Here is a 23,483-nt window from a genome sequence, read left to right on the forward strand (position 1 = left end):
TGTGCACCGGCGCCTTCCTGCTGGCCGACGCCGGCCTGCTGGACGGGCGGCGCGCCACCACGCACTGGCATTGGGCCGACGCCTTGCAACAGCGCCACCCGCGCGTGCAGGTCGAGGCCGACCGCATCTACATCGCCGACGGGCCGGCTTGGACCTCCGCCGGCATGACGGCGGAAATGGACCTGGCGCTGGCGCTGGTGGAAAAGGACCTGGGCGCCGACATCGCGCGCTCGGTGGCGCACCGCCTGGTCATGCACCAGCGCCGTTCGGGCGGCCAATCGCAGCACTCGGAAATGCTCAGGCTTGCGCCCAAATCCGATCGCATCCAGCAAGCGCTGGAACATGCCCGCCGCAACCTCGCCCAGCCCCTGAGCGTGGAGGATCTGGCCCAGGCCGCCAGCCTGAGTCCGCGTCAGTTCAGCCGCGTGTTCACGGCCGAAACCGGCCAGTCGCCCGCAAAAGCCATCGAGGGACTGCGGCTGGAGGCCGCGCGCCTCATGATAGAAAGCAGCCGCCACCCGCTGGAAGTGGTGGCCAGGGAGACCGGTTTCCGCGACCGGCGCCACCTGCGCGAGGCCTTCCTGCGCGGCTTCGGCATGCCGCCTCAGTCCGTGCGGCGCGACGCGCGGGCCGGCCCGCCAGCCCCCTGAGCCGGCGCCAATTGCTCCCCCGCCGCCTGCCTGCGGTCCAGTACAATCCGCGTTTGGCGACGTTGTGCTCGCCCGTTTTGTCTGGATCCCTGCATGTTGCGACTGTCTGAAATCAAGCTGCCGTTGAATCACACGCCCGAAGAATTGCCTGCCGCGATTCTCAAGAAACTAGGCGTTCCGGCCAGCGACCTGCGCAGCCACACCGTGGCATCTCGCAGCTACGACGCGCGCAAGAAACACAACATCCTGCTGATCTACACGCTGGATATCGACGTCGCAAACGAAGCGGCGCTGCTCCAGCGCTTTCACGACGACCGCAACGTCAAGCCCACGCCAGATACCGAATACAAATTCGTCGCCCAGGCGCCCGCCAACCTGGACAAGCGCCCCATCGTCATCGGCACCGGCCCCTGTGGCCTGTTTGCCGGATTGGTCCTGGCGCAGATGGGTTTCAAGCCCATCATCCTAGAACGCGGCAAGGCGGTGCGCGAGCGCACCAAGGACACCTGGGGCCTGTGGCGCAAGCGGGTGCTGAACCCGGAATCGAACGTGCAGTTCGGCGAAGGCGGCGCCGGCACGTTCTCCGACGGCAAGCTGTACAGCCAGATCAAGGACCCCAAGCACTACGGCGAAAAAGTGCTCAAGGAATTCGTGCTGGCCGGCGCGCCGGAAGAGATCCTGTACGTGAGCAAGCCGCACATCGGCACGTTCCGCCTGGTCGGCATGGTCGAAGTCATGCGCGACACCATCACCAAGCTGGGCGGCGAGGTCCGGTTCTCCAGCAAGGCCGAAACGCTGCACCGGGAAAATGGCCGGATTACCGGCGTAACCTTGGCCAGCGGCGAGCATATCGAGGCCGACCACGTCGTGCTGGCCATCGGCCACAGCGCGCGCGACACCTTCCAGATGCTGCATGACCAGGGCGTGTTCATGGAGGCCAAGCCGTTCTCTATCGGTTTCCGCATCGAGCATCCGCAATCGCTGATCGACAAAGCCCGCTTCGGCCCCAACGCCGGCCATCCGATCCTGGGAGCGGCGGATTACAAGCTGGTGCATCACGCCAATAATGGACGCTCGGTGTACAGCTTCTGTATGTGTCCGGGCGGCACCGTGGTGGCCGCCACATCCGAACCCAACCGCGTGGTCACCAACGGCATGAGCCAGTACTCGCGCAACGAACGCAACGCCAACGCGGGCATCGTGGTCGGCATCTCGCCCGAAGTCGATTATCCCGAGCATGTGCTGGCGGGCGTGGATTTCCAGCGCCAATGGGAATCCCAGGCATTCGAACTGGGCGGCCGCGACTACAGCGCGCCGGGTCAGCTGGTCGGCGATTTCATCGCGGGCAAGGCCTCGACCGAATTCGGCTCCGTGCTGCCGTCTTACACGCCGGGCGTGCATCTCACCGACCTGGCGACCGCCCTGCCCGAGTTCGCCATCACCGCCATCCGCGAGGCGCTGCCGGTCTTCGACAAGACCATCAAGGGTTTCGGCATGCACGACGCCGTGCTCACGGGCGTCGAAACCCGCACTTCATCGCCGATACGCATCAAGCGCGACAACGAAACCTTGCAAAGCATCAACACCGAGGGTTTGTTCCCGGCGGGCGAAGGCGCGGGCTATGCCGGAGGGATCCTGTCGGCGGGCGTGGACGGCATCAAGATCGCCGAGGCGGTGGCCACGAGCATCATGAGCCGGCAGCGCCAGGCCGCCTGACGCACGCATCACAGCACACCTCAACGCCGCGGCCGGTGGCCGGCCTCCTAGCGGCCGCTCTGCGGATCGACGTCCGGCAACGCCCCCGCCCCTCCCGGATCGCCGCTATCGTGTGCCCGGCGAAGCCCCAATTTTTCCGTGTCCACTTCCTCGATCACGACATGGGTCTACGCCGGAGGTCGTTCTCAATCCAGCTTGGGATCAGGAAACGGCAGCTTATCCTGGGAAACGCTGGGCTGCGCTTTCCACTTGCCGTCCTGCTTGTAGAAGTCCATTTGGTTCTCGCTGACCGCGGCCCCCAAGGTCACCGCGACCGTGCAGGCGACCTGGCCCGGATACGTGGCATCGACCGCCGGAATGCAGGTTCCCAGTTTGACCTTGGACGGCCGGGGCATGCCCGTGTCCGCCAGCATGTCGACGATCGCATCCGTCGCTTCGGGAATGGAAGGCAGGATCAGGTCCTGGGCCCGGACCATGCCACCCGCCCCCAGCAATGCAATCATCGACGCCACGGAAATCAAGGGCTTGAACATGCGCCAGCTCCATCACAATTGAGACCGGCGCAGCTTAAAGGAAGCGGCCTCGCACCACCGTAACAGAGCGATACGCAACTATTCCTAAGGCAGCATCTGAGGGTTGTAGACCACTTCCCACAAATGTCCGTCCGGATCCATGAAGTAGCCCGCGTAGCCGCCATAGAAGGTGTCGCCCGCCGCTTTGACCACGCTGGCGCCCGCGCCGCTGGCCTGCAGCATCACCGCGTCCACCTCGCCCTTGGAACGCACATTGTGTCCCAATGTGAATTCCAGAGAGCCGCCCGGTCGCAACGCAATGCCCGTGTCGGCAGCCATGCTCGCGCGCGGCCAGACGGCAAGTTTCACGCCATTCTGCAGGTCGAAGAACGCGACCGCGCCGTGTTCGAACTCCTTGCCGATGATGCCCTCGGTCGACAGCCCCAGCCCATCGCGATAGAAAGCCACCGATCGTTCCAGATCATCGACGCCCAGCGTGATGACCGTGATTCTTGGTTCCATGAGATGCTCCGAAAATGAGTTCGACTGCCAGAATAGCCTGTGCGAAGCAATCCACGCCCGCCGGCCGCGGCGCGGGGCGGGAAGCAAAGTCTCAGTAGTCCCTCGCCTCGTCGAACCAGCGCTGCGTCTGCGCTTCGCTTATACCCAGCCGTTCGACCTGAGCAAGCTGGCTGAACTGCCACACCGCCTCGCCTATGTCTTCGCGCTCCGCGGTCTCGATCCCCTTCATGCCGTTGAAGTGGCGGGCAAAGGCGGAGATTGCGGCTTGCACCTCGGCGGCATTGCTTGCGCTTTCCAGCGCCGACCGGGCCGTGTCGTAGGCGGTATTCGCCGACTTCGCCATGCGGCTGTTCCAGCCCGAGAATGGCCGGCCGTATTCGCTTTGCCACCACTCCCGCTTGCGCAGTTGGGAGACGGAGTTGTAACCGCCCCATGCGCGGACCTTCTCCCGCGCCTTCATCTGCGCCTTCAAGCGCTTGCCTGCGGCTTCGTCGACGTTGTAGGCGATGAACCTATCCAGCGCGGGCCAACTGGCCAGTTCCGGCAAGCCGTCCAGATCGGGCGTGAACCGGATCTCCAGACTCGTCAGGCGCGGCAGGCGGGCAAGCGCCTCCCAGCCGCTGAAGCTGCCCCAGAGCGACAGACTCTCCAACGCCGGAAAGCGATCGATTCCCTGCAGCGAAATGGGCTGCCCCAGCGGCGCGCCGTGCAGCGCCAGCGCGCGCACTTCCTGCAGCGGGCCGAGGTCGGGCAAGGCGTAAGGCGCCGCGCCAGTCCGGCGCCCCAGCGCCGGCCGCAGCAACAACATGTCGGGCAGTTCGCCCGCCACGGCAACGCGCGTCAGGTCGCCAAACAGCTCCAGGTCACGGATCTGAGGCAACCTGGCTTCAAGATGCCCCGACACCTGGTCCAGCCGGATGCGCAGCGTCTCGATTCTTGCCGCGCCTGCGTCGATGGCGCGCCTGCCTGAGTATGCCGGCGCCCAGCTGAACTGCTCGATTTCACGATCCTGCGACCAGCCGAAGAAACCGCTGTCGTTGCCGTAATAATCGATATGCCGCGGCCACGGCGAGCCGGCAGGCGTGGAGAACGGTTCAAATGCAGCCCAGTTGATGGCCTCGTCGCCAGCCACGTGCAGATCAGCCTTCTTGCCCATGCTGGCCGGGCCGATGATCAGATTGCCGCGCCCTGCTTCGCGTGCGAAGACGTGGCTGCCCGCCGCGGTCAGGTTCACCTGATAATGCCCTGCCTCGCTCACCGAGCCTGCGGGCTCGCCGGACACGTCTATGGGTACGGACACACTACTCTCCTTTTGCTTGGCGGAATCCACTGATGGCAATCCCGCCGTTGCATTTACGCCTGCGCAGGCTCGCCGTCCACGCGGAAGAACAAACCGGTTTGCCCCTTCAGGCCGGCATCCAGGAACTCGAACTCGACGCGCCTGCCCGGTTCAACCACGTCGCCCAGGTACTCGACCCGATACATCACGCCGCCGATACGGTAGTTGTGGACCAGCGAGACGATCGATGAATTGGGACTGCGCAGCCGGTAAACCACGGCCTCTTCGACCACGCCCCGCACCCCATGCTTGTAGATCCCTCGCTTCAATTTGCGGCTGCGCATGCCGAACAACATCGCCAGGATCGCGAAGATCGCGGCCACGAACAGCAGCGGCGGCAGAAACAACCCTCCCACCAGCGGCACCAGGGCAAATATGAGCATGAACTTGCGCGCGTCCAACTCTTCCCGGCGCACGGCGGCGCGGTCGGCGTCGCTGATCTCCTCCACGGCGACCAGGGACTCCGCGCTCATGGGGTACTCCGCCCGCAACAGCACGGCAGGCGCGTCTGGCTGCAAGGTCAGCAGGTGCAGGCGCACGGGCAGATCCGTCAAGCCCACGGCCGTCGCCGGCCCGTGCCCGCTGCGGGTGTCGCTGGCGATCTCGTTCCAGAACGGCAAGGCTGCCTCCACGCGCTGCTCACCGAATCCGTAGCACACGCCCGGCGTCGAGCCGCCCGGACCGAATGAGGTCAGCCGGCCTGATACGATCTGCTTGGCCAACCGTCCCTTGAGCGCCCGGTCAAGGCTGCGCCAGCCTCGCGGAATGCGCAGCAGCTTGCGCCCGAAAAATACCGCCAGCGCTCCCATCACGGTGATGGCCGCCAGCAGTATCGCGCCCACGCCGAAGTCCAGCGTGCGCCACTCGGACAGGCCAAGCGCGATAAAGGTCAACACGGCAAGCGCCAGCAGCAGCACCACGAAGACGCCGAACCCGGCCATCAGCAGTCTCCCGCGGCTGCATTTGCGCAGCAGCAGGATGTCGTCGTCAGTAAGCGGGGCGTCCTCGACTTGCAGGGTCTGGTTCATGCGCTGATCGCTGCCTCCCTTGCTCAATAGGTTCCGATGGGAACCTCGATCTTCAGCGGCGCGCCGCCATTGGCTGGGCGCAGGCTATACGTGTAAACGCCGCCATCATCGTCGGCGAGCGCCGTATCCTTGCGCTCCACGGCATAGCGCTGACCATCGATCTCCAGCGTGCGTGCTGCGGCCGCATCGGCATGGTCGGGCACCAGCAGTCCGCCGACCCCGTCGCCGACATCGGCGAACTCGTAGTCGCGCAACTCCCCGTCGACCCGCAGCAACTGCACGCGCGGCCGGTAAGGCGCCGCGTCCAGGTTCCAGCCATTGGTCAGATCGGTGATCCAAGGGCCCGGAATGTCATAGACGCTACCCAGCTGCTCCTCTGAAACCTCCGGCCCTTCCACCACCAGGCAGCACACCACCTTCCCCGCGCGGGAGTCGTAGACCGCCCAGTTGCTGCCGATGGCCGCCACGCTGGGCAGCATCGAGAAATGGAATTGCCGGCCGAACTGGCTGTCCGACACCTGGCGCCAGCCTCCGACATTGGGGGCAGGCGCAAACGATTGCGCCTGGCTGGCCATTGCCATCAGAACGCCTGCGGCCAGGGCGCCTGCTCGGAACAGTAAACGGATCATCTGAGTGCCTGCCTTGGACTTGTGGAGGTCATCCGACTCGGGACTTGGACCTTGCGCCGGCATAGTACCAGTGCCGGTCCCGCGGCCACGGACTGTGCGCCTCCGCCCTGCCGGCTGCCTGCAATCTTGGCTACTATCGATGCATGCTCCCTCTCATTACTCCCGCCATCGCCTCACAGGTCGCCGCGGCCAGACACCTCATCGAACGGCACCTGGGCGCCGACATCGTCGCCATCCACCTGTTCGGCTCCGCCGTGGACGGCGGGCTGCAACCCCACAGCGATATCGACCTGCTCGTCACCGTGGCCCAGCCGCCCGGCGAGGCTGCGCTGCGCGCGCTGGCCATGGCCTTGTTGACCATATCCGCCTCGCCGGGCTCTTCGCCCAGCTTGCGCGCGCTGGAAGTCACCGTACTGGCGCGTGAACACATCGTGCCCTGGCGCCACCCGGCCAGGCGCGAACTCCAGTTCGGCGAATGGCTGCGTGCCGATCTGGAAGCGGGCGTCATCGAACCGCCCATGACGGACCCCGACCTGGCCATCCTGCTCACCAAGGCCCGTGGTCACAGCATCTCCATCATCGGCCCGCAGGCCGACCAGGTATTCGAGGCCGTGCCTCGCGAGGACCTGAGACGCGCGCTGCTCGACACCGTCGCGCAGTGGAACTCACCCGAAGACTGGGCCGGCGATGAAAAACACATCATCCTCGCGCTGGCGCGCATCTGGTACACGGCCGTATCTGGCGACATCGCCTCCAAGGAACTGGCGGCGACGTGGCTGCTGGAAAGGTTGGAGCCCCCCTATCGAGCCGTCCTCGGCAAGGCGCGGGCGATCTATCTGGGGCAAGAGGAAGACGATCTGGCGCAACGGCATCAGGCCGAAACCGCGGCGTTCATCAGCCACGCCCGTGCCGCTATTGAGGGACTGGCCGGCGTCCGATAAACCTGGGACAGGTGCACGACAGGCTTGTCTGCGTAGACACAACGGGCAGCCTCTCCGTCATCACGGTTTCAGGTCGATTTCCATGCGCACGAAATCGCCGCGATACGTCACTTCGCCCAGGTAGATGACGCGGCGCTCCGGTCCGGTGAACACGCGCCGGACTTCCGCCACGGGCGCATTCACATTGATGCCCAGATGCCGCGCCACCTCGACGTCGGCCGTCGAAATGGTCAGCACCTGGCGGGCGGAGACGATATCCACCGAGGACATGCCCATCAGAATAGGGATGACGGTTTCCTTGCGGAAACGCGTGGGGTGCTTTGCGAAGATCGCGGCATCCAGGTAGATATTGATGACGCAATACGGCTGCCCGTTGCGCGTATGGATCCGCCGCATGAAGACATACTTCTCCGCGGCGACGCCGTCGGACTCGTTCAGCAAGGGCGTGCGCGTCGACTCGTCGATGTTGAGTATGGTCGGGTGCGTATCCCGATAGACGCTGGACAGGTTCTCGAGCGTGGTCTCGACACGGAACCAACGGTTGTCCTGGGGCTCCCCGGTCACGAAGGTGCCGCGCCCCCGCTGCGGTGAAAGCAAGCCGTCGCGGGTGAGCCTGTCGATTGCCTGGCGCACCGTGACCTTGGCCACGTGGAACTCCTCGGCCAACGCGTCGAGCGAGGGCAATTTGTCACCGTTCTTCCACACGCCCTTCAGGATCCGCTGCCGGAACAGATCCGAAAGTTGAACGTACAGAGGGGCTTGGGCGGTGTCGAGAATCATGGCGTCAAAGTGTCCGCGACTATATCACGCGCTTGCGGCCGGCCAGCGCCGCGCGCGTCCTCCAGGATCAGCGCGGCGCCCTTCTCGCCGATCATGATGGCGGCGGCGTTGGTGTTCGTCGACACCATGCGGGGCATGACCGAAGCGTCGACGACCCGCAGGCGCTCTATCCCGCGAACGCGCAAGCGCGCGTCGACCACCGATCCAGCGTCGCCGCCCATGCGGCAGGTGCCGACAGGATGGAACACCGTGCCGCCCTTGTTGCGGGCGAATTGCTCCAAGGCGGCGGCAGTCGCCACGTCGTTCCCCGGCAGGTATTCGTCGCCGGTCACCAGGTCGCGGAACGATGGCTGCGCGTAGATATCGCGCAACATGCGCAACCCCGCGACCAGGACCTTCGCATCGCGTGGCTCGGTCAGGTAGTTCGAAATGATACGCGGCGATGCCAAGGGATCCGTGCCCACGATCTCCACACTTCCGCGCGAATCGGGCCGGCATTGCGTCGCCGACGCGGAGAATCCAGAAAACCGATGCAGCGGGTCGCCCGGTTTGTCGACCGACAGCGGCATGACATTGAAGAGTATGTCCGCCCGGCCGTCCACCGCGTGCTCGGTCGCCGCCAGCCCGCCCACCTGGCCCGCGCCCACCGTAAGCGGTCCCCTGCCCTGGAACAGCCACTGCGCCCCCATCCCGGCGAGACTGAACGGATTGCGTACCGCGTCGTTGAGCGACATGCGCTGCTTCAATTTAACGATGACGCGCGCCTGGTAATGGTCCTGCAGGTTGCGGCCGACTTCCGGCGAATGCGCCGCGACGGCGATGCCGTGCCTGGCAAGCAGCGCCGCATCGCCCACACCGGAGAGCTGCAACACCTGGGGCGATTGCAGCGCGCCGGCGGCAAGCACCACCTCGGCGTCCGCCATCGCCCGCTTCAGTTGGCCATCCTGCACCCATTCCGCGCCTAGCGCCCGGCCGCCCTCGATCAGGATGCGCGTGACATGGGCCCCGGTCTCGATCACCAGGTTCGGCCGTGACCGGGCCGGGTTCAGGAAGGCGGTCGCGGCATCGCAACGCCAACGGCTGCCGAGCGTCAGCTGGTAGGGGCCGACTCCCTCGGATTCCGCGCCGTTGAAGTCGTCATTTTTCCGGCAACCGGACTCGACCGCTGCTTCCACCCACGCAGCCGTGTAAGGATGTTCATTGCGCAGGTTGGAGACACGGAGTTCACCCGAAGCCCCGTGGTACTCGGATTCTCCTGCGTCGTAGCGCTCGGATTTCTTGAAGTACGGCAGTACGTCCCGATAGCCCCAGCCGGTCGCGCCGAGATCGGCCCAATCATCGTAGTCCTCATGCTGCCCACGGATATACAACAAACCGTTGATGACGCTTGAACCGCCCAGCGCTTTCCCGCGCGGCCACAGGATGGTGCGATTGCCGGTCTCGGCCTGGGCCTCGACCGGGAACAGCCGGGAAAACCGCGGATCGTAGATGGTCTTGAAGTAGCCCACCGGCAGCTTGAGCCAGAAGTTGTGCGCCGCCGCGCCCGCCTCCAGCAGCAGCACGCGCACGGCAGGATCGCGGCTGAGCCGATTGGCCAACACGCATCCGGCGGAGCCGCCGCCGATGACGATGTAATCAAAGCCCGTGCCAGCCGCAATGCTCATGCCTTGATCGCCTCGAGATAGGCCGAAGGATCGAAGTAGCGCGACGCGGGAACGGGATTCGGAATATTCCCGGCCTGCGCGAAGAAGTCTGTCACTTGCTGCAGCCAGCGGGTCACGGAGCCATCCTCATACTTGGTGCGCCACTCGGCCGTGGAAAAGTACTTGGCCTGCTTGAACTGCGCCTTGAACTCGGCAAGCGGCACATCCTTGTATTGGGACTTCTGCAGCGTTTCCATGGCCGATTCCGGGGCTTTCACAATGGCGTCGTTGGCCTCGCCCCAGGCGGCGATGAGACTGAGGATGGCTGGTTTTTGGGTCTCGTAGAAGTCGTTCCTGGCCGCCCATCCGCCCATGATCGCCGCCTCCGGATAGAACGCGGATGCGTCGATCAGCATGCGTGCCTGGGTGACCTTGGACCTGACGATCGTGTCGAACGGGACCCAGAGCGCGACGGCGCTGACCGCCCCGGATACAAACGAGGTCACGGCATCGGCCATGCGCTGGTTGACGATCTGCACGTCCTTGCCCGGGTCGAGCTTGGCCGCGCGCAAGGCCCGGTCCAGGAACACATGGGCGGTCGTGCCCGTGGTCGTGGAGATCTGCTTGCCCTTCAGGTCGGCCACGGTCTTGATCGACTCGTCGCGGACCCAGAGCTGGGCGGTGCCGTACTCGATGTCGTTCACAAGAAAGACCTTGCCCTGGCCGCGGGCGGGGAAATTCGAAACGACTGCGCCGGTGGCCAGCACGTCAAGGCTGCCGCCTATCATGGCCTGGAAGATCTCGAGGCCCGTGGTAAAGACGATGGGCTCCAGTTCCAGGCCATGCTTGGCGTAGCTGCCCATCTGCAGGCCCAGCCACAAGTGTCCGTCGACGGCGGGTGTATGCAGGTAACCCACGCGCAGCTTCTTGCGTGCCTGGCCAATGGCGGGCGCCGCGATTGCTGCGATGGACGCGGCTACGCCGGCCTTGAGTATGGTTCTGCGGTCGAGCTTCATGGAGTCTCCTTGTTGTGGGGCTGCTGACGCGGGCTCAATCGGTCGGTCGGACGGATTGGCGGGCCTGCGCTTCGTACTCGAACATGACCAGCGCCCGGATCTCGCGGCTCAACTCGACAAAGCGCGGGTCCTCGTGGACCCGCTCCGAACGGGGGTAGCCGAAAGGCACCTCTATCACCTTGCGGACCTTTGAAGGCCGGGCAGTGACCACGACGATCTTTGACGACAGGTAGATGGCTTCCTCCACCGAATGGGTGATCAGCATTACCGTCTTGCCTTCGGTCTGCAGCACCTCGAGCAGGAGGTCCTGCATGGCAGTCCGGGTCTGCGCATCCAGCGCGCCAAAGGGTTCGTCCATCAGCAGGAACTGCGGTTTGACGGCGTAGGCGCGTGCAATCGCCAGCCGCTGCCGCATGCCGCCGGACAGGTGCTTGGGAAAGTGATCGGCGAAGTCGGTCAGGCCCATCAGCTTCATATAGCGCTGGCAGATCTCGCCGCGTTCCCGCGCGCTGACCTTGTTGGCCGCGAGCTTCATTCCAAATTCGATGTTGCCGCGGACCGTGAGCCACGGGAACACGCCGTATTCCTGGAAGATCACGCCCCGGTCCGGCCCGGGAGCCGTGACGGGCTGCCCATCCAGCGTCACGGCGCCAGTGGTAGGCTGCACGAATCCGCCCACGATATTCATCAAGGTCGTCTTGCCGCAGCCCGACGGGCCGATGATGGACACGAACTCGCCCTCCCGGATGTCCAGGGTCACGCCGTCCACCACCCTCATCGGACCGGTGGCGGTGGGAAAATCCACCGTGACGTTATCGAACCGGATCCTGACTTTCGGTTCCTGGGACGGCTTCGGCGTGGCGGTATCCACGCTGCGCAGTTGGGTGCTCATGGTCATGGTCTTGGATGTCCGGGACGGTCTCAGGCGATGCGGTCTTGCCACGCGACCAGGCGCCGGCTTGCGGCCCTCAGGGCCAGGTCCATCAGCATGGCGATGAGGCCGATGCAGATGATCCCGACATAAATCACGTCCAGCTGGAAAAACGAAGACGCATTCTGGATGAGCGCCCCCAGCCCCTGCTGGGCCGCGATGAGTTCAGACGCCACCAGCGTGGCCCAGGCCACGCCCAGCGCCACCCGGATGGCCGTCAGGATGTGCGGCACGGTAAGCGGGACGATGACCTTGGCGAAGATCTCCAGGTCATTGGCGCCCAGCGTCCGGGCGACGCGCACGAAGATCGGGCTGATCTGCGCAATTCCTTCATACATCACGATGACGCCGGCAAAGAACGAGGCGTAGAACAGGATCACGGTCTTGGCCGATTCGCCGATCCCGAAGTAGACGATCACCAGCGGAATCAGCGCGATCGGTGGAAGCGCGCGGAAGAAGTTGATGACGGGATCGATAAAGACCCGCAGCCCGCGATACCAGCCCAGGCAAAAGCCCACCGGCACCGCGGCGAGGATGCCCAACGCGACCCCGGTAAAGACGCGGCGCGCCGACATCCAGATGTCCAGCCACAGGCGATCCTTGGAGAGCTCGATGAACTTTTCGATGACCGCAGCAGGCGAAGGCACCAGGGCGGGACTGACGAGCCCGCTGGCGCGTACCGCCAGCCACAGCGCGAGGATGCATAGCCAGGGCGCCGCGATGAGCAGCGGACGCGAGATGAAGGACGGAAGGCGCATGGTGTGTATAGAGGGTTAGACCTGAGTTGCAATCCTTAAGTGCTAAACATACTATAGACCAGCACTTAACATCTTAAAGCCATGACAAACCCTAATGCCAAACAGTCCCGGGCCGTCGGGCCTTTCACGCTGGCGCGCGTCGAGGCCTACGTCCTGCGCTGGCCCGTCAAGCGTCCGGTACAAACCTCGTTCGGCACCATGCATGACCGCCCCGCCCTGCTCGTGCGGGTAGAAGACGCCGACGGCGCGGTGGGCTGGGGAGAGATCTGGTGCAACTTTCCCGCCTGCGGCGCGGAACACCGCGCCCGCCTGCTTGAAACCGTGGTGGCGCCGCTGGTCATCGGCCAGCCCTACGCCTCGGCTGTAGCGGCGTATGCCCACATGAGCGCGCGCACCGCGGTGCTTGCCATCCAGTCCGGCGAGCCGGGCCCCATCTCGCAGGTGATCGCCGGGATCGACCTGGCCTTGTGGGACATGCTGTCCCGCCGGGCGGGCGTTCCGCTTTGGAAGTTCCTGGGCGGCGCCTCAGGGGTAGTCCGTGTCTACGCAAGCGGCATCAACCCGGATCGTCCCGAGGATACGGTGCTCGCCAAGCATGCGGAGGGCTATCGCGCCTTCAAGCTCAAGGTGGGCTTCGGCGATGAGCGGGACCTCGCAAACGTCAGGACGGTTCATGCCCGGCTGCCCCAAGGCAACGAGCTCATGCTGGACGCCAACCAGGCCTGGGATCTGGAAGGCGCGCTGCGCATGGCCAGCCGCTTGAGTGAGTTCACGCCAGGATGGCTGGAGGAGCCGCTGCGCGCGGACCGCCCACTATCGGAATGGGCGCAGCTAGCTGGAAATGCGAGCATCCCGCTCGCGGCCGGAGAGAACCTCATCGGTCCAGATGCCTTCGAGGCAATGATCAACAGCAAGACACTGAACGTCGTACAGCCGGATCTGGCCAAATGGGGCGGCATTTCCGGTTGCCTGCCCGTCATCGACCGGATCCACCAGGCAGGACTGCGCTACTGCCCGCATTTCCTCGGCGCGGGCGTCGGCCAGCTCGCCTCGGCGCACATCCTGGCGGCACGCGGACAAACCGGCGGCATGCTCGAAATCGACGCCAACGAGAATCCCCTGCGCGCGGCGCTCAGCCCGGCATTGGGCAGGATCGTCGAAGGAGAGGCCAACCTCGGAAACGAGGCGGGCCTGGGAGTGGAGCCAGACATCGCGCAGTTGCGCGATATCTGCGGCTTGCGTCCGTAACTGCCCTTCCCTTGCCTGGGCCGCCTGCCGCGCATGGCGACTGGCCCAGGCGGCGGTGGAAGTTCAGAGCGACGAACCGATCTGCAGGACCGTGAATTCGCGCCGCATGTAGCGGTTCATGAGCTGCGCCAGTATCGGATTGCCGGCATTCTCCGCCTTCGGCGCCGTCACGCTCACGACCGCCGCGCACAGCTTGCCAGCCTGCACAGTGCGCCCCGAAACCTCGGCCTGCACCGCGCTGGCCATGCTTTGCTGCCATGCGGCGGCCACGCCGTCCACGGCCACCTTGGCGGTGGCGCAATCGGCATAGGACAGCGAAATCACGACCGCAGGCACACTCTTGATCTGCGCGTCCGCAATCACGCCAGCGAAGTAAGGCGGAATGCCGCGTCCGCTCGATTCGGCCAGGGCTTTGAGCTTCTGTTTCGCAGTCTCCATATCGCCCGGAGAAGAAGATATGACCTTGCTCGGATCGGCAGCCTGCAGACCCAGCACAGGCGATATGATCGCCGCCTGCACGATTTGGCCGTTGGCCGCAGGCACCGCCTCCTTCAAACCGGTCAGAGAGGCAGCAACGATTTCACTGTCCGCAACGGACGGTTTGGGTTGGCCCAGCATTTTCATTCCCGTTGGCGCGGACGCTTGCACCAAGGCCGCATCCAGCGGCAGAACGAAGCTTGCGCTGCCCATCGTGCCTCTCCACGGGTCGCGTCCGTTGGCTTTGGTCATATCAGGCTTGTTGGCCTCGCCATTGGCGATCAGGCCCGCGACATCGCCATTCACCGCAGCGAAACCAGCCTGCTTCAGGCGATCCACCAACTTGTCCGCGGCCTGCCTGTCCTTCAACCCCCAATACGCAACGTTGCCGGGCGCCTGACCAAATCCGGCGAAATAGGACAGCTCATCGAAGCGGACTTTTGCGCTATCGGACCATGGATCCAGGCCATAGCCGATGGATTGAAGCGGACTGATCGACTGCGCAATGCCCAGTCTGCGCATGCCATCAGCCGACGGCCCGGCCTGCTCCAATCCCCGCCAGGCTTGCACGTCCATGAAGAACACCTGCATCGCTTCAGGGGCCGTAAGCACCGCCTGCGGTATCTGCCTCAAGGCTTGCTGCAGGGTCTGCGTGCTGTCTTGTGCCGCGGCCGAAGTTCCCCATCCAGCCATCAAGCACAGTGCAAGAGCCTTTAAGCGCATCCAATATCTCCCGTTACGTAATTCACTCGGTGTTTGTGCGGCGCCTGCCTTGCAAGCAGGTTCAACAAGCCATCTGGCTTGATGCTCCGGAAGCGGCCTTCGAGACTTGCCTGGGGCATGCCAGGCAGATTGCCGCAAACTTTCAGAGGCATGACCGGATCGCAACCGGGCGAGTATATCAACGCTCAATGAGCAGCAAAAAAACCGTAATTGCGCGAGTTAGGCGGTACGTCAATGCCACTGCTCGTCGGCCCGCACTCTCGGTGCAGGTTTTGACATATATACGTACGACCGTATATATTTAACGAAAACCTCAACTCAGCTGTGGGTCGATATGAAAACAGCTGGCAAGAGACGGCAACGAGGCCGCCGGCGCCTCCCCGTTTTCAGCCCGGCGGCTCGTTACGACCCACCCCGAAAAACACCCACTTGGCGCGGCGCCCGCGTCGCAGCATCAGAAGGACCTGTCATGCTCAATTCCACGTTGCCCTCCTCACGAGAGGCTCCCCTTCCCACGGTAAAAAGCCAGTGGTTCGCAGTTTCCATGCTCGCCTTCGGGGTATTTGTCGTCGGGACCGGCGAGTTCGTTCTGGCGGGTCTGCTGCCGCTGCTCAGTCGCTCGCTTGAAATTTCCCCCTCCGTCGCAGGCCAGGTCATCACGACATTCGCGCTGACCTGCGCGATCGCAGGTCCGATCCTGACGACCGCAACGGTGCGATGGAAGCGCAGGACAGTCCTGCTTGCCGCCTCGGCCGTGTATCTCCTGGGCAGCGCCTGGACCGCGCTCGCACCCTCTTACCTGCAAGTCCTGCTGGGCCAAGTCGTGGCCGCACTGGGCGTAGGCATGTTCGTTCCGACAGCCACCGTGACCGCCGCCGCCATGGTCTCGCCAGAACATCGCGGCAAGGCCATCGCGTTAGTGGTGAGCGGCTTTACCGCGGCGACTGCGCTGGGCGCGCCATTGGGTACCGCGTTCGGCGGAGTGTTCGGCTGGCGCTCGACCATGTGGCTGGCAACGGGCCTGGCCGCGATCGGCGTCATTGGAGTCTTCCGTTTTATCCCCGGGACGCTGAACGTTGCCGCCGCCAATGGCCTGCGTCAACAATTCCGCCTCCTGTTGGAGCCCCGGATTCTTGCTGTGCTTGGCGTAACGCTCTTGGCGTTCACCGCGATCTATATGCCGTACACCTACATCGGCGTCATCTTTGAATCGGCCACCCAGGCGAACAGCTTCTACCTGGCGGGGCTCATGACTACCCTGGGCATCGTAGGGACCATCGGGAACCTGGGCGCCGGGATGCTTGCGGACCGCATTGGCGGGCCGAAAGTGGTGATTCTTGCCCTGCTTTGGTTGATTGCCGCCATGCTGGTCCTGCCGCTGACGACGCAAAGCCTGGCTGCTGCGTTCGTGATGATTGCGTTCTATGGAATTGCAGCCTTTGCCATCACGACGCCGCAGCAGCACCGCCTGATCTCGCTCAAACCCGATGCCGCAGCCGTCCTCATCTCGCTCAACCAGGCCATCCTTTATCTCGCCATCGCACTGTCCGGATCGATCGGCGGGCTTGGAATCGAATGGGTCGGTGCGGTCAATCTGGGCTTCATTGCCGCGGCCCTGGCGGCTGCAGCGTTGCTCTTATCGATTTTGACGAGATCGAAGCCCCATAAACCTTATTGACGCAGATGTTGTTCCGCTCCAGCCCTCGCATATGGCAGGGCTGGAGCCAGGCAAGCATGCAGCGCGGACGTTAACGAAGCGCAGCCTGCTGAAGCGCCCGATGATCCGAATAGACTGCGGGTTCATCAAGCGCCCTTGAGCACATGACCACTACCGCCCGATCGTTGGAGAAGTCGCTGAGCCACGAGGTGCCCAGTCCTCCAGACCAGCCCGTGGTGCCTTGCAAGCTGTCGGTGAGGAACCGCCCTGCATCGACGGAGACACCGTAACCCCAGCCCCGTCCATCGAGAAACCAGCCTGCATCGGCACGCTGCCCGGCAGTCAGATGATCGGTCAGCATGCGCCTGACCCAAGCCTTGCCTAGCAGCCGCCCTCTGGGCGTTTCGCCCCCGGCATGCAGCATGCGTACAAAGGCCAGGTAGTCGGCTGCCGTTGAAACCAAACCGCCTTCGCCGCCCTCAAATGCTGGGGGCTTCGCCCAGGCGCTCTCTTCTTTCGGGCCATCTGCGAGCTGGAGGTCGCTGAAATAGGCGGGTGCGAGGCGGGACAACTGCCCGGGTTTGACGTAAAAGCCGGTGTCCTTCATGTCCAGCGGCTCGAACACATGCGTGCTCAGGTACTCGGACAATGCCATGCCGGAGAGCCGGGCGATCAGCACTCCCTGCACATTGGACGCGACCGAGTAAAACCACCGGTCGCCGGGGTGCGCCATTAGCGGCAAGGCGCCAAGCCTTCGAAGCCACTCATCCGGCCCCATGGCCGACGCGGGCCGGGGGGCATCAAAGCCCACCAGCTGTTGGCGCGCGATTTCCCGCTGGAGCGGCGTGCTGCCGGGAGCGGCCGGCACAATGCCGGTACCAAGCCGGGATGTCAGGATGTCCTCGATGGTGATCTCGCGCTTCGCGGGCACCGTGCGATCCAGCTCGCCGTGCAAATCGGCCAGTACGTTGGGCTTGCTGAGTTCGGGCAGCCACTTGGCCACAGGTTCGGCCAGCTCGATATCGAGTCGCTCAATCAGCATCAAGAGCGCGACCGCCGTGATCGGCTTGGTCATGGACGAGATACGGAAAATGGCATCAGGCGCCAGCGCAGCTGAACGCTCCATATCGACGTGCCCGGCCGCGGTAAAGCGGCTTGGCGATTTCCCGCTGAAGCGCGCCACGACGGCGCCGGGATGAAGCGTCCTCGCGTCAGCCAACGCCGCATTGATGTCGTCCATAGTCTCTCCATTGTTGTACTTGTCCATCGGCCAGGATCGCACGACACCCGCTTCAAGAGCGGGTCCAGTCCGAGCGCTCCAGCATCAAGCTTGCGACGACGCCAAAGACTATCCCCCAGAACGGCGCGCCGATACCAAACAACGCGGGGCTGCCCAGCGTCACCAGAAACGCGACCAATGCCCCCAGCGAGAATTTCTGGCTGAAGGAGGTTTGGAAGGCCCCCTGCAATATCCGCAAAAGCGCAAGACCGGCAAGCGATGCAAGAAACGCCGTGGGCGTAGCCAGCAGCGCCTGCGTCACGACCGGCGAAAACGCCCCGAACAGGATCGCGAGAATGCCCAGAAAGATGCCGGCGAGCCAGTGACGGCTTCTGCATTCGCCAGATGCGAGGATGGCGCTTGAAGGGCCGGTCAGGCAAGTCGATACGCAACCGAAAAGCGCGGTGATGGCCGAGAAAATGCCGCAGGCATTGGTAATCGCATTGACGGGCGGATGATGGCCCGCATTCCGTAGCAGGGACACTCCTTGTGGCGTGTAAACCGCCACCACGGTGACCGCAAGCGGCACGACCAATTCAAGCGTCGCAGGCCAGGAGAAGACGGGCACATAGAGATTGGGCTGCACCAACGCATTGGCGGCCGTCATGCCTTCCATGCTCGGAGCCTTGCCCGCAATCACCAGCGACACCACGCCAACGATCAACACGCCGACCATGGGCGGGAGCCGTTTCTGAACGGCAGGAAAAGCCGAGAGCGCAAAGAAAGTCACGGTCATGGCCCCAGCGAGCCAGGGGTCCAAAACAAACGATCGTATCCAGTCCAGGCCGAAGTTCAGGAATACACCGGCGACCATGCCCATGATGATAGGCAATGGCAGACGATCCATGACAAGCTTGACCCATCCGGTCAGCCCCAGGGCAAGGATCAAAACGGCCGTGATGAGGTAGGCGCCGATGACCTCGGCGAAGCTAAGGTGCTGCAGCGCGCTGGCGACCAGCACGGTGCCAGGAATCGTCCAGAAAAACGCCAAGGGTTGTCGGTAGATCACGGACATGGCAACTGTCAAGATGCCGTTGATGGAGAAAGCCGCGAAGATCCACGACGCGATGTCGGATTGGCTGAGCCCTCCTTTCGCGCCCGCGCTCATGATGATTGTCACCGGCGCCGATGCGGCAAACAGGAACGCCACAAAGGCGTTGGTCAACTCGGCAACCGGAAGGTGAAAGAATGGCGATCGGGCGGTTCGGGAACGGTTGGAGTGAGCCATTTCAGATGGATGTCCTTGCCACTGGCGGAGATGCTTTTTACCGAGTCCCGCACGGCTCCGTCTTGAACGAAATTGCAGGCGCCAGGCGATAACCAAGGGCTTTGCCGTCCTACTGCTTGCCGCAAGGGCATCAAAAAATAGTTGTTTACCATTCAGTCAAATACTACCTATAATCCAACGCGTGAACAACGGCGAAGGACAACGATCATGAGCGGACGGCCCAAGGAGTACGACGACACTGCCGTCATAGACGCCGCCATGGACGTTTTCTGGACCAATGGATACGAAGCCAGCTCAACGCAGGAGTTATGTGAGCGCACAGGCTTGGGGCGCGGCAGCCTCTACCATGCCTTTGGCAGCAAACAGAACCTCTATGAGCAAGCCCTGCGCCGCTATCAGGAGCTAGGACTTCAGGCGCAAACGGAGATCCTCAACGGCCCCGGCAGCGCCAAGGATCGCTTGCGGGCGTTACTCCAATGGGGAATTGACGGCGACCTGGACCCGATTCGGCGCCGTAGTTGCATGGCGCTTTTCTCGGTCATGGAGCGCAGCAGCAAAGACCCTGTCATAGACCAGATCAACCGGACCTATGTCAACAAGCTGGAAGCCACCATCTGCCACGTTATCGCAGTCGGCCAACGCAATGGCGAGCTGTCAAGCGACCGGCTCGCCTTGGAAGTGACGCGCGCGTTCCTCGCAAGCTACTACGGGCTGCGCATCCTGGGGCAATCCATGCCGGATCGCGCGTTTCTGCAGGATGTGCTGGAAGGTACCTTGGCAGGCCTATGAGCAATAGATCCCCTCTTTTGAATCACCACGAACCCCAGGCTCCGGCCTATTTTTTTCCTCTTTTGTTTACCGATCAGTACACTATCAACCTGAAAGAGCCTATATGAACCAATCTTCAAGCATCGACGTCCGGCTCGTAGCAACCAGAACGGGGGCTGTCGCAATTCCCGCCTCGCTGGAATCGGATGTTGCGCAGTTTCACTATGCCCCCGCGCGCCGTGCAGGCGACTTTGTGTACCTCTCCGGCATAGTGGCCAGCAACAGATCCAAAGAGCCGATGAGCGTCGCGGCGTTCTGCGATGAACTGCGCGACGTGTTCAGACAAATCGAGCACCTGCTCATGGCTTGCGACGCGCAGATGGAAGATGTAATCGAGTTGCAGATGTTCCATGTCTTCGGCAGCGACCGCCTGGACCTGGACAAGGCGGGCCAGTTGGCTGCCATCGGACAGGTCCGCGACGAGTTTTTCTTCGCTCCGTATCCTGCCGCAGTGGAGCTGGAAGTTGCTGACTTGAACCCCGATGGCGGGCTGGTGGAGATCAAGGCGGTGGCCTTTGCACCGCTCAACCGTGCAATTGACGCCGAGGCCCCTACCCCGTGACAGCACACGCGCACGGGATCGTATTCCCATCGCCCAAGCGGTGACGCCAACAAGAAGTCTGCTGCTACCCTAGAAATGATCACCGGCCTTTCGGCCGGTTCTCTTGGGGTAATTTTGTACTGAACAATAAACTTTTAGGGGTTTCCCATGCCATTAGCGGTCTACATCCTGGGATTGACGATCTTCTCGTTGACCACGTCCGAGTTCATGGTGGCGGGCATGATGTCGTCGCTGACCCAGGCCTTCGGCGTTTCGGTGACCCAGATCGGCTACCTCATATCGCTGTATGCCATAGGCATGGTCGCAGGCGGTCCCTTGCTCACGGTAGGCCTGATCAAGCTGCGCGTCCCCAACAAGAAGGCCCTGCTCTGGTTGCTGGGTTTTTACGCAATCGCGCAGTCGGTCGCCGCATCCGCGACCAGCTACGAAGTCATGGCGTTTGCCCGGGTCGCCACGGGAGTGGCAGGCTCCGCGTGCTTTGGAGTGTCGCTGGCGATCTGCGCCGAAATCGTGGCCATGCAGTCACGCGGCCGGGCGGCGTCCATCGTGATCGGAGGCTTGATGCTGGCGACGGTGCTGGGTGTTCCCATCGCCACGGTCATCGACCAGCACCTGGGCTGGCGCGCCAGCTTTTGGCTGGTGGTTGCGCTTGCCGTGCTGTGCGCAGGGATCATCACTATCCTGGTGCCGCGCTCCAAAGTGTCTGCAACGGCCAGCCTCGCCGCGGAACTGGCAGAGTTCAAAAACCGGCACCTGTGGGCGGCTTTCGCCACCAGCGGATTGATTATCGGCGCGACGTTTGCAGCCTTCAGCTACTTCGCTCCGATCCTGACCGAAGTGACGGGTTTCGCCGCATCTTCAATTCCCTGGTTGCTGGGCATCTACGGTGCGGCCAACGTGGCGGGCAACATGGTCGTGGGGCGCTACGCGGACAAACACGCCATGCCCATCATGGCTGGCGGTTTGATTGTGCTGGGCGCAACCTTGGCGCTGTTCGCGGTATTCGCTGAAAGCCAGATTCTCAGCCTGAGCGCGCTGATCGTGATCGGCCTGGTTGGCGTGCCTATGAATCCCGCGATGATTGCGCGTGTCATGCAGACTGCGCATCCGGGCGCGTTGGTTAATACTGTCCATACCTCGGTGATCAATATCGGGCTGGGGGCAGGTGCGTGGATCGGCGGCCTGGGCATCGCGGCGGGTTACGGGGTGCGTTCGCCGCTGTGGGTTGGAGCCGCATTGGCTATGTTGGGATTGGTCAGCTTGTTGCCTTATCTTGGGCGAAAGGCGCGCGATACTCGTACGCTGGCGGCTGGCCGGTAGCGAAAAAAAGCCCGCGTTTACGCGGGCTTGAAGGGCATTTATGCTCTTTGGCGGCGGTCTATGCCGGAAGCGGGATCACTCCCACTCAATCGTCGCAGGCGGCTTGCTCGACACGTCGTAAACAACACGATTGATGCCGCGCACTTCATTGATGATGCGCGACGACACCCGCGCCAGCAGCGGATGCGGCAGCGGCGCCCAATCAGCCGTCATGAAGTCAAACGTCTGCACCGCACGCAACGCTACGACGTACTCATAAGTACGCCCATCACCCATCACCCCCACCGACTTCACCGGCAGGAACACCGCAAACGCTTGCGAGGTCAGCTCGTACCAGGTCAGGCCGCTGGCCTCGTCCTTGGTGTTGCGCAGTTCTTCGATGAAGATCGCGTCAGCGCGGCGCAGCAGTTCGGCATATTCATGCTTCACTTCGCCCAGGATGCGCACGCCCAGGCCGGGGCCGGGGAACGGGTGGCGGTAGACCATCTGCGGCGGCAGGCCCAGGGCCACGCCCAGTTCGCGGACTTCGTCCTTGAACAGTTCGCGCAGCGGTTCCAGCAGTTGCAGGTTCAGCGTGTCCGGCAGGCCGCCCACGTTGTGGTGCGACTTGATGGAGGTGGCCTTGCCGGTCTTGGCGCCCGCGGATTCGATGACGTCGGGATAGATCGTGCCCTGGGCCAGCCACTTGGCGCTTTGCTGCTTGCCGGCTTGTTCCTGGAACACTTCGACGAACTCGCGGCCGATGATCTTGCGCTTGGCTTCCGGATCCGCCACGCCGGCCAGCTTGCCCATGAACTGGGCGGTGGCGTCGACGTGGATGATCTTCACGCCCATGTTTTCGGCGAAGGTCTGCATGACCTGCTTGCCTTCGTCCAGGCGCAGCAGGCCGTGGTCGACGAACACGCAGGTGAGCTGGTCGCCGATGGCCTTGTGGATCAGCGCCGCGGCTACCGAGGAGTCCACGCCGCCGGACAGGCCCAGGATGACTTCGTCCGTGCCGACCTGCTCGCGGATGCGGGCGACGGCTTCGGCTACGTAGTCGGGCATGTTCCAGTCGCCTTCGCAGCCGCAGATCTCGTTCACGAAGCGGGCCAGCATGGCCTTGCCTTGAACGGTGTGCGTGACTTCGGGGTGGAACTGGACGGCGTAGAACTTGCGGTCTTCGTCGGCCATGCCGGCGATCGGGCAGGACGGCGTCGACGCCATCACCTTGAAGCCCGGGGGCAGCTCGGTGACCTTGTCGCCGTGGCTCATCCAGACCTTCAGCATGCCGTGGCCTTCGGCAGTAGAAAAGTCTTCCAGGCCTTCCAGCAGCTTGGTGTGGCCATGGGCACGGACTTCGGCGTAGCCGAATTCGCGGTGGTCGGAAAAGCTGACCACGCCGCCCAGTTGCTGCGCCATGGACTGCATGCCGTAGCAGATGCCCAGGACGGGTACGCCCAGCTCGAACACCGCATGCGGCACGCGCATGGAGCCTTCTTCGTAGGCGGAGGCGTGGCTGCCGGACAGGATGACGCCCTTCAAGCCTTGCGCCATCTGGTCGCGCACAAAGGCGTCGTCGACGTCGCCGGGGTGCACTTCGGAGTAGACGCCGGCTTCGCGGACGCGGCGGGCGATCAGCTGGGTGACTTGCGAACCGTAGTCGAGAATGAGGATGCGCTGGTGCATGGAGACTCTACCGGTAAAGAATAAAACC

The 23,483-nt window shown here is 63.5% G+C and carries 22 protein-coding genes; 8 read left to right on the plus strand and 14 right to left on the minus strand.

Features of this window, described 5'->3' with window-relative positions:
• Together VIR09_RS28880 and VIR09_RS28885 are read left to right on the plus strand one after the other, a co-directional pair.
• A partial coding sequence (locus VIR09_RS28880) for a GlxA family transcriptional regulator (protein ID WP_332015989.1) occupies nucleotides 1–650 on the plus strand: 650 nt, incomplete at its 5' end.
• Between the two features lie 93 nt (nucleotides 651–743).
• On the plus strand, nucleotides 744–2,366 hold the full coding sequence (locus VIR09_RS28885; RefSeq protein ID WP_332015990.1) for an NAD(P)/FAD-dependent oxidoreductase: 1,623 nt from the start codon (nucleotides 744–746) through the stop codon (nucleotides 2,364–2,366).
• A gap of 185 nt (nucleotides 2,367–2,551) precedes the next feature.
• On the opposite strand, the gene VIR09_RS28890 is transcribed toward VIR09_RS28885, so the two are convergent.
• The 5 genes from VIR09_RS28890 to VIR09_RS28910 all read right to left on the minus strand — a co-directional run bounded on the left by VIR09_RS28890 (nucleotide 2,552) and on the right by VIR09_RS28910 (nucleotide 6,348).
• On the minus strand, nucleotides 2,552–2,899 hold the full coding sequence (locus VIR09_RS28890) for a hypothetical protein (RefSeq protein WP_332015991.1): 348 nt from the start codon (nucleotides 2,897–2,899) through the stop codon (nucleotides 2,552–2,554).
• Between the two features lie 84 nt (nucleotides 2,900–2,983).
• Complete coding sequence (locus VIR09_RS28895) at nucleotides 2,984–3,400, minus strand: VOC family protein (RefSeq protein WP_332015992.1); 417 nt, start codon at nucleotides 3,398–3,400, stop codon at nucleotides 2,984–2,986.
• A gap of 91 nt (nucleotides 3,401–3,491) precedes the next feature.
• Entirely contained in the window at nucleotides 3,492–4,700 is a 1,209-nt protein-coding gene (locus VIR09_RS28900) for a hypothetical protein (protein WP_332015993.1), read from the minus strand.
• Between the two features lie 53 nt (nucleotides 4,701–4,753).
• A complete protein-coding gene (locus VIR09_RS28905; protein ID WP_332015994.1) occupies nucleotides 4,754–5,767 on the minus strand; it encodes a hypothetical protein in 1,014 nt (337 codons plus the stop codon).
• 23 nt (nucleotides 5,768–5,790) lie between these two features.
• On the minus strand, nucleotides 5,791–6,348 hold the full coding sequence (locus VIR09_RS28910; protein WP_332015995.1) for a hypothetical protein: 558 nt from the start codon (nucleotides 6,346–6,348) through the stop codon (nucleotides 5,791–5,793).
• Between the two features lie 191 nt (nucleotides 6,349–6,539).
• Between VIR09_RS28910 and VIR09_RS28915 the strand changes: the two genes are divergently transcribed.
• Nucleotides 6,540–7,337: an aminoglycoside adenylyltransferase family protein gene (locus VIR09_RS28915; RefSeq protein WP_332015996.1), complete on the plus strand. Its 798-nt coding sequence runs from the start codon at nucleotides 6,540–6,542 to the stop codon at nucleotides 7,335–7,337.
• Between the two features lie 60 nt (nucleotides 7,338–7,397).
• On the opposite strand, the gene VIR09_RS28920 is transcribed toward VIR09_RS28915, so the two are convergent.
• Genes VIR09_RS28920 through VIR09_RS28940 form a run of 5 tightly spaced genes read right to left on the minus strand, consistent with a single transcriptional unit; the run spans nucleotide 7,398 to nucleotide 12,465 of the window.
• Entirely contained in the window at nucleotides 7,398–8,117 is a 720-nt protein-coding gene (locus tag VIR09_RS28920; protein WP_332015997.1) for a GntR family transcriptional regulator, read from the minus strand.
• Complete coding sequence (locus VIR09_RS28925; RefSeq protein WP_332015998.1) at nucleotides 8,114–9,781, minus strand: GMC family oxidoreductase; 1,668 nt, start codon at nucleotides 9,779–9,781, stop codon at nucleotides 8,114–8,116. The genes VIR09_RS28920 and VIR09_RS28925 overlap by 4 nt, the downstream gene beginning before the upstream one ends.
• Nucleotides 9,778–10,776: an ABC transporter substrate-binding protein gene (locus tag VIR09_RS28930; RefSeq protein WP_332015999.1), complete on the minus strand. Its 999-nt coding sequence runs from the start codon at nucleotides 10,774–10,776 to the stop codon at nucleotides 9,778–9,780. The genes VIR09_RS28925 and VIR09_RS28930 overlap by 4 nt, the downstream gene beginning before the upstream one ends.
• Before the next feature lie 34 nt (nucleotides 10,777–10,810).
• Entirely contained in the window at nucleotides 10,811–11,668 is an 858-nt protein-coding gene (locus tag VIR09_RS28935) for an ABC transporter ATP-binding protein (RefSeq protein ID WP_332016000.1), read from the minus strand.
• A gap of 29 nt (nucleotides 11,669–11,697) precedes the next feature.
• Nucleotides 11,698–12,465, minus strand: coding sequence for an ABC transporter permease (locus VIR09_RS28940; RefSeq protein WP_332016001.1), 768 nt, complete (start codon nucleotides 12,463–12,465; stop codon nucleotides 11,698–11,700).
• An 81-nt stretch (nucleotides 12,466–12,546) separates the two neighbouring features.
• Between VIR09_RS28940 and VIR09_RS28945 the strand changes: the two genes are divergently transcribed.
• Nucleotides 12,547–13,713 carry a mandelate racemase/muconate lactonizing enzyme family protein gene (locus VIR09_RS28945; RefSeq protein ID WP_332016002.1) on the plus strand — a complete coding sequence of 389 codons (1,167 nt, stop codon included), beginning with the start codon at nucleotides 12,547–12,549 and terminating at the stop codon, nucleotides 13,711–13,713.
• 63 nt (nucleotides 13,714–13,776) lie between these two features.
• Here the strand turns inward: VIR09_RS28945 and VIR09_RS28950 are convergent, their stop codons facing one another.
• Nucleotides 13,777–14,766 (minus strand): hypothetical protein, encoded by a 990-nt coding sequence (locus VIR09_RS28950; protein ID WP_332016003.1) that lies wholly within the window; start codon nucleotides 14,764–14,766, stop codon nucleotides 13,777–13,779.
• Nucleotides 14,767–15,382: 616 nt separating this feature from the next.
• Between VIR09_RS28950 and VIR09_RS28955 the strand changes: the two genes are divergently transcribed.
• Nucleotides 15,383–16,591: an MFS transporter gene (locus VIR09_RS28955; protein ID WP_332016004.1), complete on the plus strand. Its 1,209-nt coding sequence runs from the start codon at nucleotides 15,383–15,385 to the stop codon at nucleotides 16,589–16,591.
• A gap of 70 nt (nucleotides 16,592–16,661) precedes the next feature.
• On the opposite strand, the gene VIR09_RS28960 is transcribed toward VIR09_RS28955, so the two are convergent.
• Both VIR09_RS28960 and VIR09_RS28965 read right to left on the minus strand, forming a co-directional pair.
• The gene (locus tag VIR09_RS28960) at nucleotides 16,662–17,810 is read right to left on the minus strand and encodes a serine hydrolase domain-containing protein (RefSeq protein WP_332016005.1); all 1,149 of its coding nucleotides are present in this window, start codon (nucleotides 17,808–17,810) and stop codon (nucleotides 16,662–16,664) included.
• A 52-nt stretch (nucleotides 17,811–17,862) separates the two neighbouring features.
• Nucleotides 17,863–19,077, minus strand: a complete 1,215-nt coding sequence (locus VIR09_RS28965) for a benzoate/H(+) symporter BenE family transporter (RefSeq protein ID WP_332016006.1) — start codon at nucleotides 19,075–19,077, stop codon at nucleotides 17,863–17,865.
• Between the two features lie 207 nt (nucleotides 19,078–19,284).
• On the opposite strand from VIR09_RS28965, the gene VIR09_RS28970 reads away from it, so the two are divergent.
• The 3 genes from VIR09_RS28970 (at nucleotide 19,285) to VIR09_RS28980 (ending at nucleotide 21,787) form a co-directional block, all read left to right on the plus strand.
• Nucleotides 19,285–19,866, plus strand: a complete 582-nt coding sequence (locus VIR09_RS28970) for a TetR/AcrR family transcriptional regulator (protein WP_332016007.1) — start codon at nucleotides 19,285–19,287, stop codon at nucleotides 19,864–19,866.
• 103 nt (nucleotides 19,867–19,969) lie between these two features.
• Nucleotides 19,970–20,467 (plus strand): Rid family hydrolase, encoded by a 498-nt coding sequence (locus VIR09_RS28975; protein WP_332016008.1) that lies wholly within the window; start codon nucleotides 19,970–19,972, stop codon nucleotides 20,465–20,467.
• A gap of 147 nt (nucleotides 20,468–20,614) precedes the next feature.
• On the plus strand, nucleotides 20,615–21,787 hold the full coding sequence (locus VIR09_RS28980; protein WP_332016009.1) for an MFS transporter: 1,173 nt from the start codon (nucleotides 20,615–20,617) through the stop codon (nucleotides 21,785–21,787).
• A 75-nt stretch (nucleotides 21,788–21,862) separates the two neighbouring features.
• On the opposite strand, the gene guaA is transcribed toward VIR09_RS28980, so the two are convergent.
• The gene (gene guaA / locus VIR09_RS28985; RefSeq protein ID WP_332016010.1) at nucleotides 21,863–23,455 is read right to left on the minus strand and encodes a glutamine-hydrolyzing GMP synthase; all 1,593 of its coding nucleotides are present in this window, start codon (nucleotides 23,453–23,455) and stop codon (nucleotides 21,863–21,865) included.
• Between the last annotated feature and the right edge of the window lie 28 nt (nucleotides 23,456–23,483).

Source organism: Achromobacter sp. (assembly GCF_036567245.1).
GTDB lineage: Bacteria > Pseudomonadota > Gammaproteobacteria > Burkholderiales > Burkholderiaceae_B > Achromobacter.

Bases quoted from the DNA above. Each gene is read 5' to 3' on its own strand.
- VIR09_RS28885 (WP_332015990.1), top strand. From the start codon at position 744: ATGTTGCGACTGTCTGAAATCAAGCTGCCGTTGAATCACACGCCCGAA.
- VIR09_RS28890 (WP_332015991.1), bottom strand. From the start codon at position 2,899: ATGTTCAAGCCCTTGATTTCCGTGGCGTCGATGATTGCATTGCTGGGG.
- VIR09_RS28895 (WP_332015992.1), bottom strand. From the start codon at position 3,400: ATGGAACCAAGAATCACGGTCATCACGCTGGGCGTCGATGATCTGGAA.
- VIR09_RS28905 (WP_332015994.1), bottom strand. From the start codon at position 5,767: ATGAACCAGACCCTGCAAGTCGAGGACGCCCCGCTTACTGACGACGAC.
- VIR09_RS28910 (WP_332015995.1), bottom strand. From the start codon at position 6,348: ATGGCAATGGCCAGCCAGGCGCAATCGTTTGCGCCTGCCCCCAATGTC.
- VIR09_RS28915 (WP_332015996.1), top strand. From the start codon at position 6,540: ATGCTCCCTCTCATTACTCCCGCCATCGCCTCACAGGTCGCCGCGGCC.
- VIR09_RS28920 (WP_332015997.1), bottom strand. From the start codon at position 8,117: ATGATTCTCGACACCGCCCAAGCCCCTCTGTACGTTCAACTTTCGGAT.
- VIR09_RS28925 (WP_332015998.1), bottom strand. From the start codon at position 9,781: ATGAGCATTGCGGCTGGCACGGGCTTTGATTACATCGTCATCGGCGGC.
- VIR09_RS28930 (WP_332015999.1), bottom strand. From the start codon at position 10,776: ATGAAGCTCGACCGCAGAACCATACTCAAGGCCGGCGTAGCCGCGTCC.
- VIR09_RS28935 (WP_332016000.1), bottom strand. From the start codon at position 11,668: ATGAGCACCCAACTGCGCAGCGTGGATACCGCCACGCCGAAGCCGTCC.
- VIR09_RS28940 (WP_332016001.1), bottom strand. From the start codon at position 12,465: ATGCGCCTTCCGTCCTTCATCTCGCGTCCGCTGCTCATCGCGGCGCCC.
- VIR09_RS28945 (WP_332016002.1), top strand. From the start codon at position 12,547: ATGACAAACCCTAATGCCAAACAGTCCCGGGCCGTCGGGCCTTTCACG.
- VIR09_RS28950 (WP_332016003.1), bottom strand. From the start codon at position 14,766: ATGGACGTGCAAGCCTGGCGGGGATTGGAGCAGGCCGGGCCGTCGGCT.
- VIR09_RS28955 (WP_332016004.1), top strand. From the start codon at position 15,383: ATGCTCAATTCCACGTTGCCCTCCTCACGAGAGGCTCCCCTTCCCACG.
- VIR09_RS28960 (WP_332016005.1), bottom strand. From the start codon at position 17,810: ATGGACGACATCAATGCGGCGTTGGCTGACGCGAGGACGCTTCATCCC.
- VIR09_RS28965 (WP_332016006.1), bottom strand. From the start codon at position 19,077: ATGGCTCACTCCAACCGTTCCCGAACCGCCCGATCGCCATTCTTTCAC.
- VIR09_RS28970 (WP_332016007.1), top strand. From the start codon at position 19,285: ATGAGCGGACGGCCCAAGGAGTACGACGACACTGCCGTCATAGACGCC.
- VIR09_RS28975 (WP_332016008.1), top strand. From the start codon at position 19,970: ATGAACCAATCTTCAAGCATCGACGTCCGGCTCGTAGCAACCAGAACG.
- VIR09_RS28980 (WP_332016009.1), top strand. From the start codon at position 20,615: ATGCCATTAGCGGTCTACATCCTGGGATTGACGATCTTCTCGTTGACC.
- guaA (WP_332016010.1), bottom strand. From the start codon at position 23,455: ATGCACCAGCGCATCCTCATTCTCGACTACGGTTCGCAAGTCACCCAG.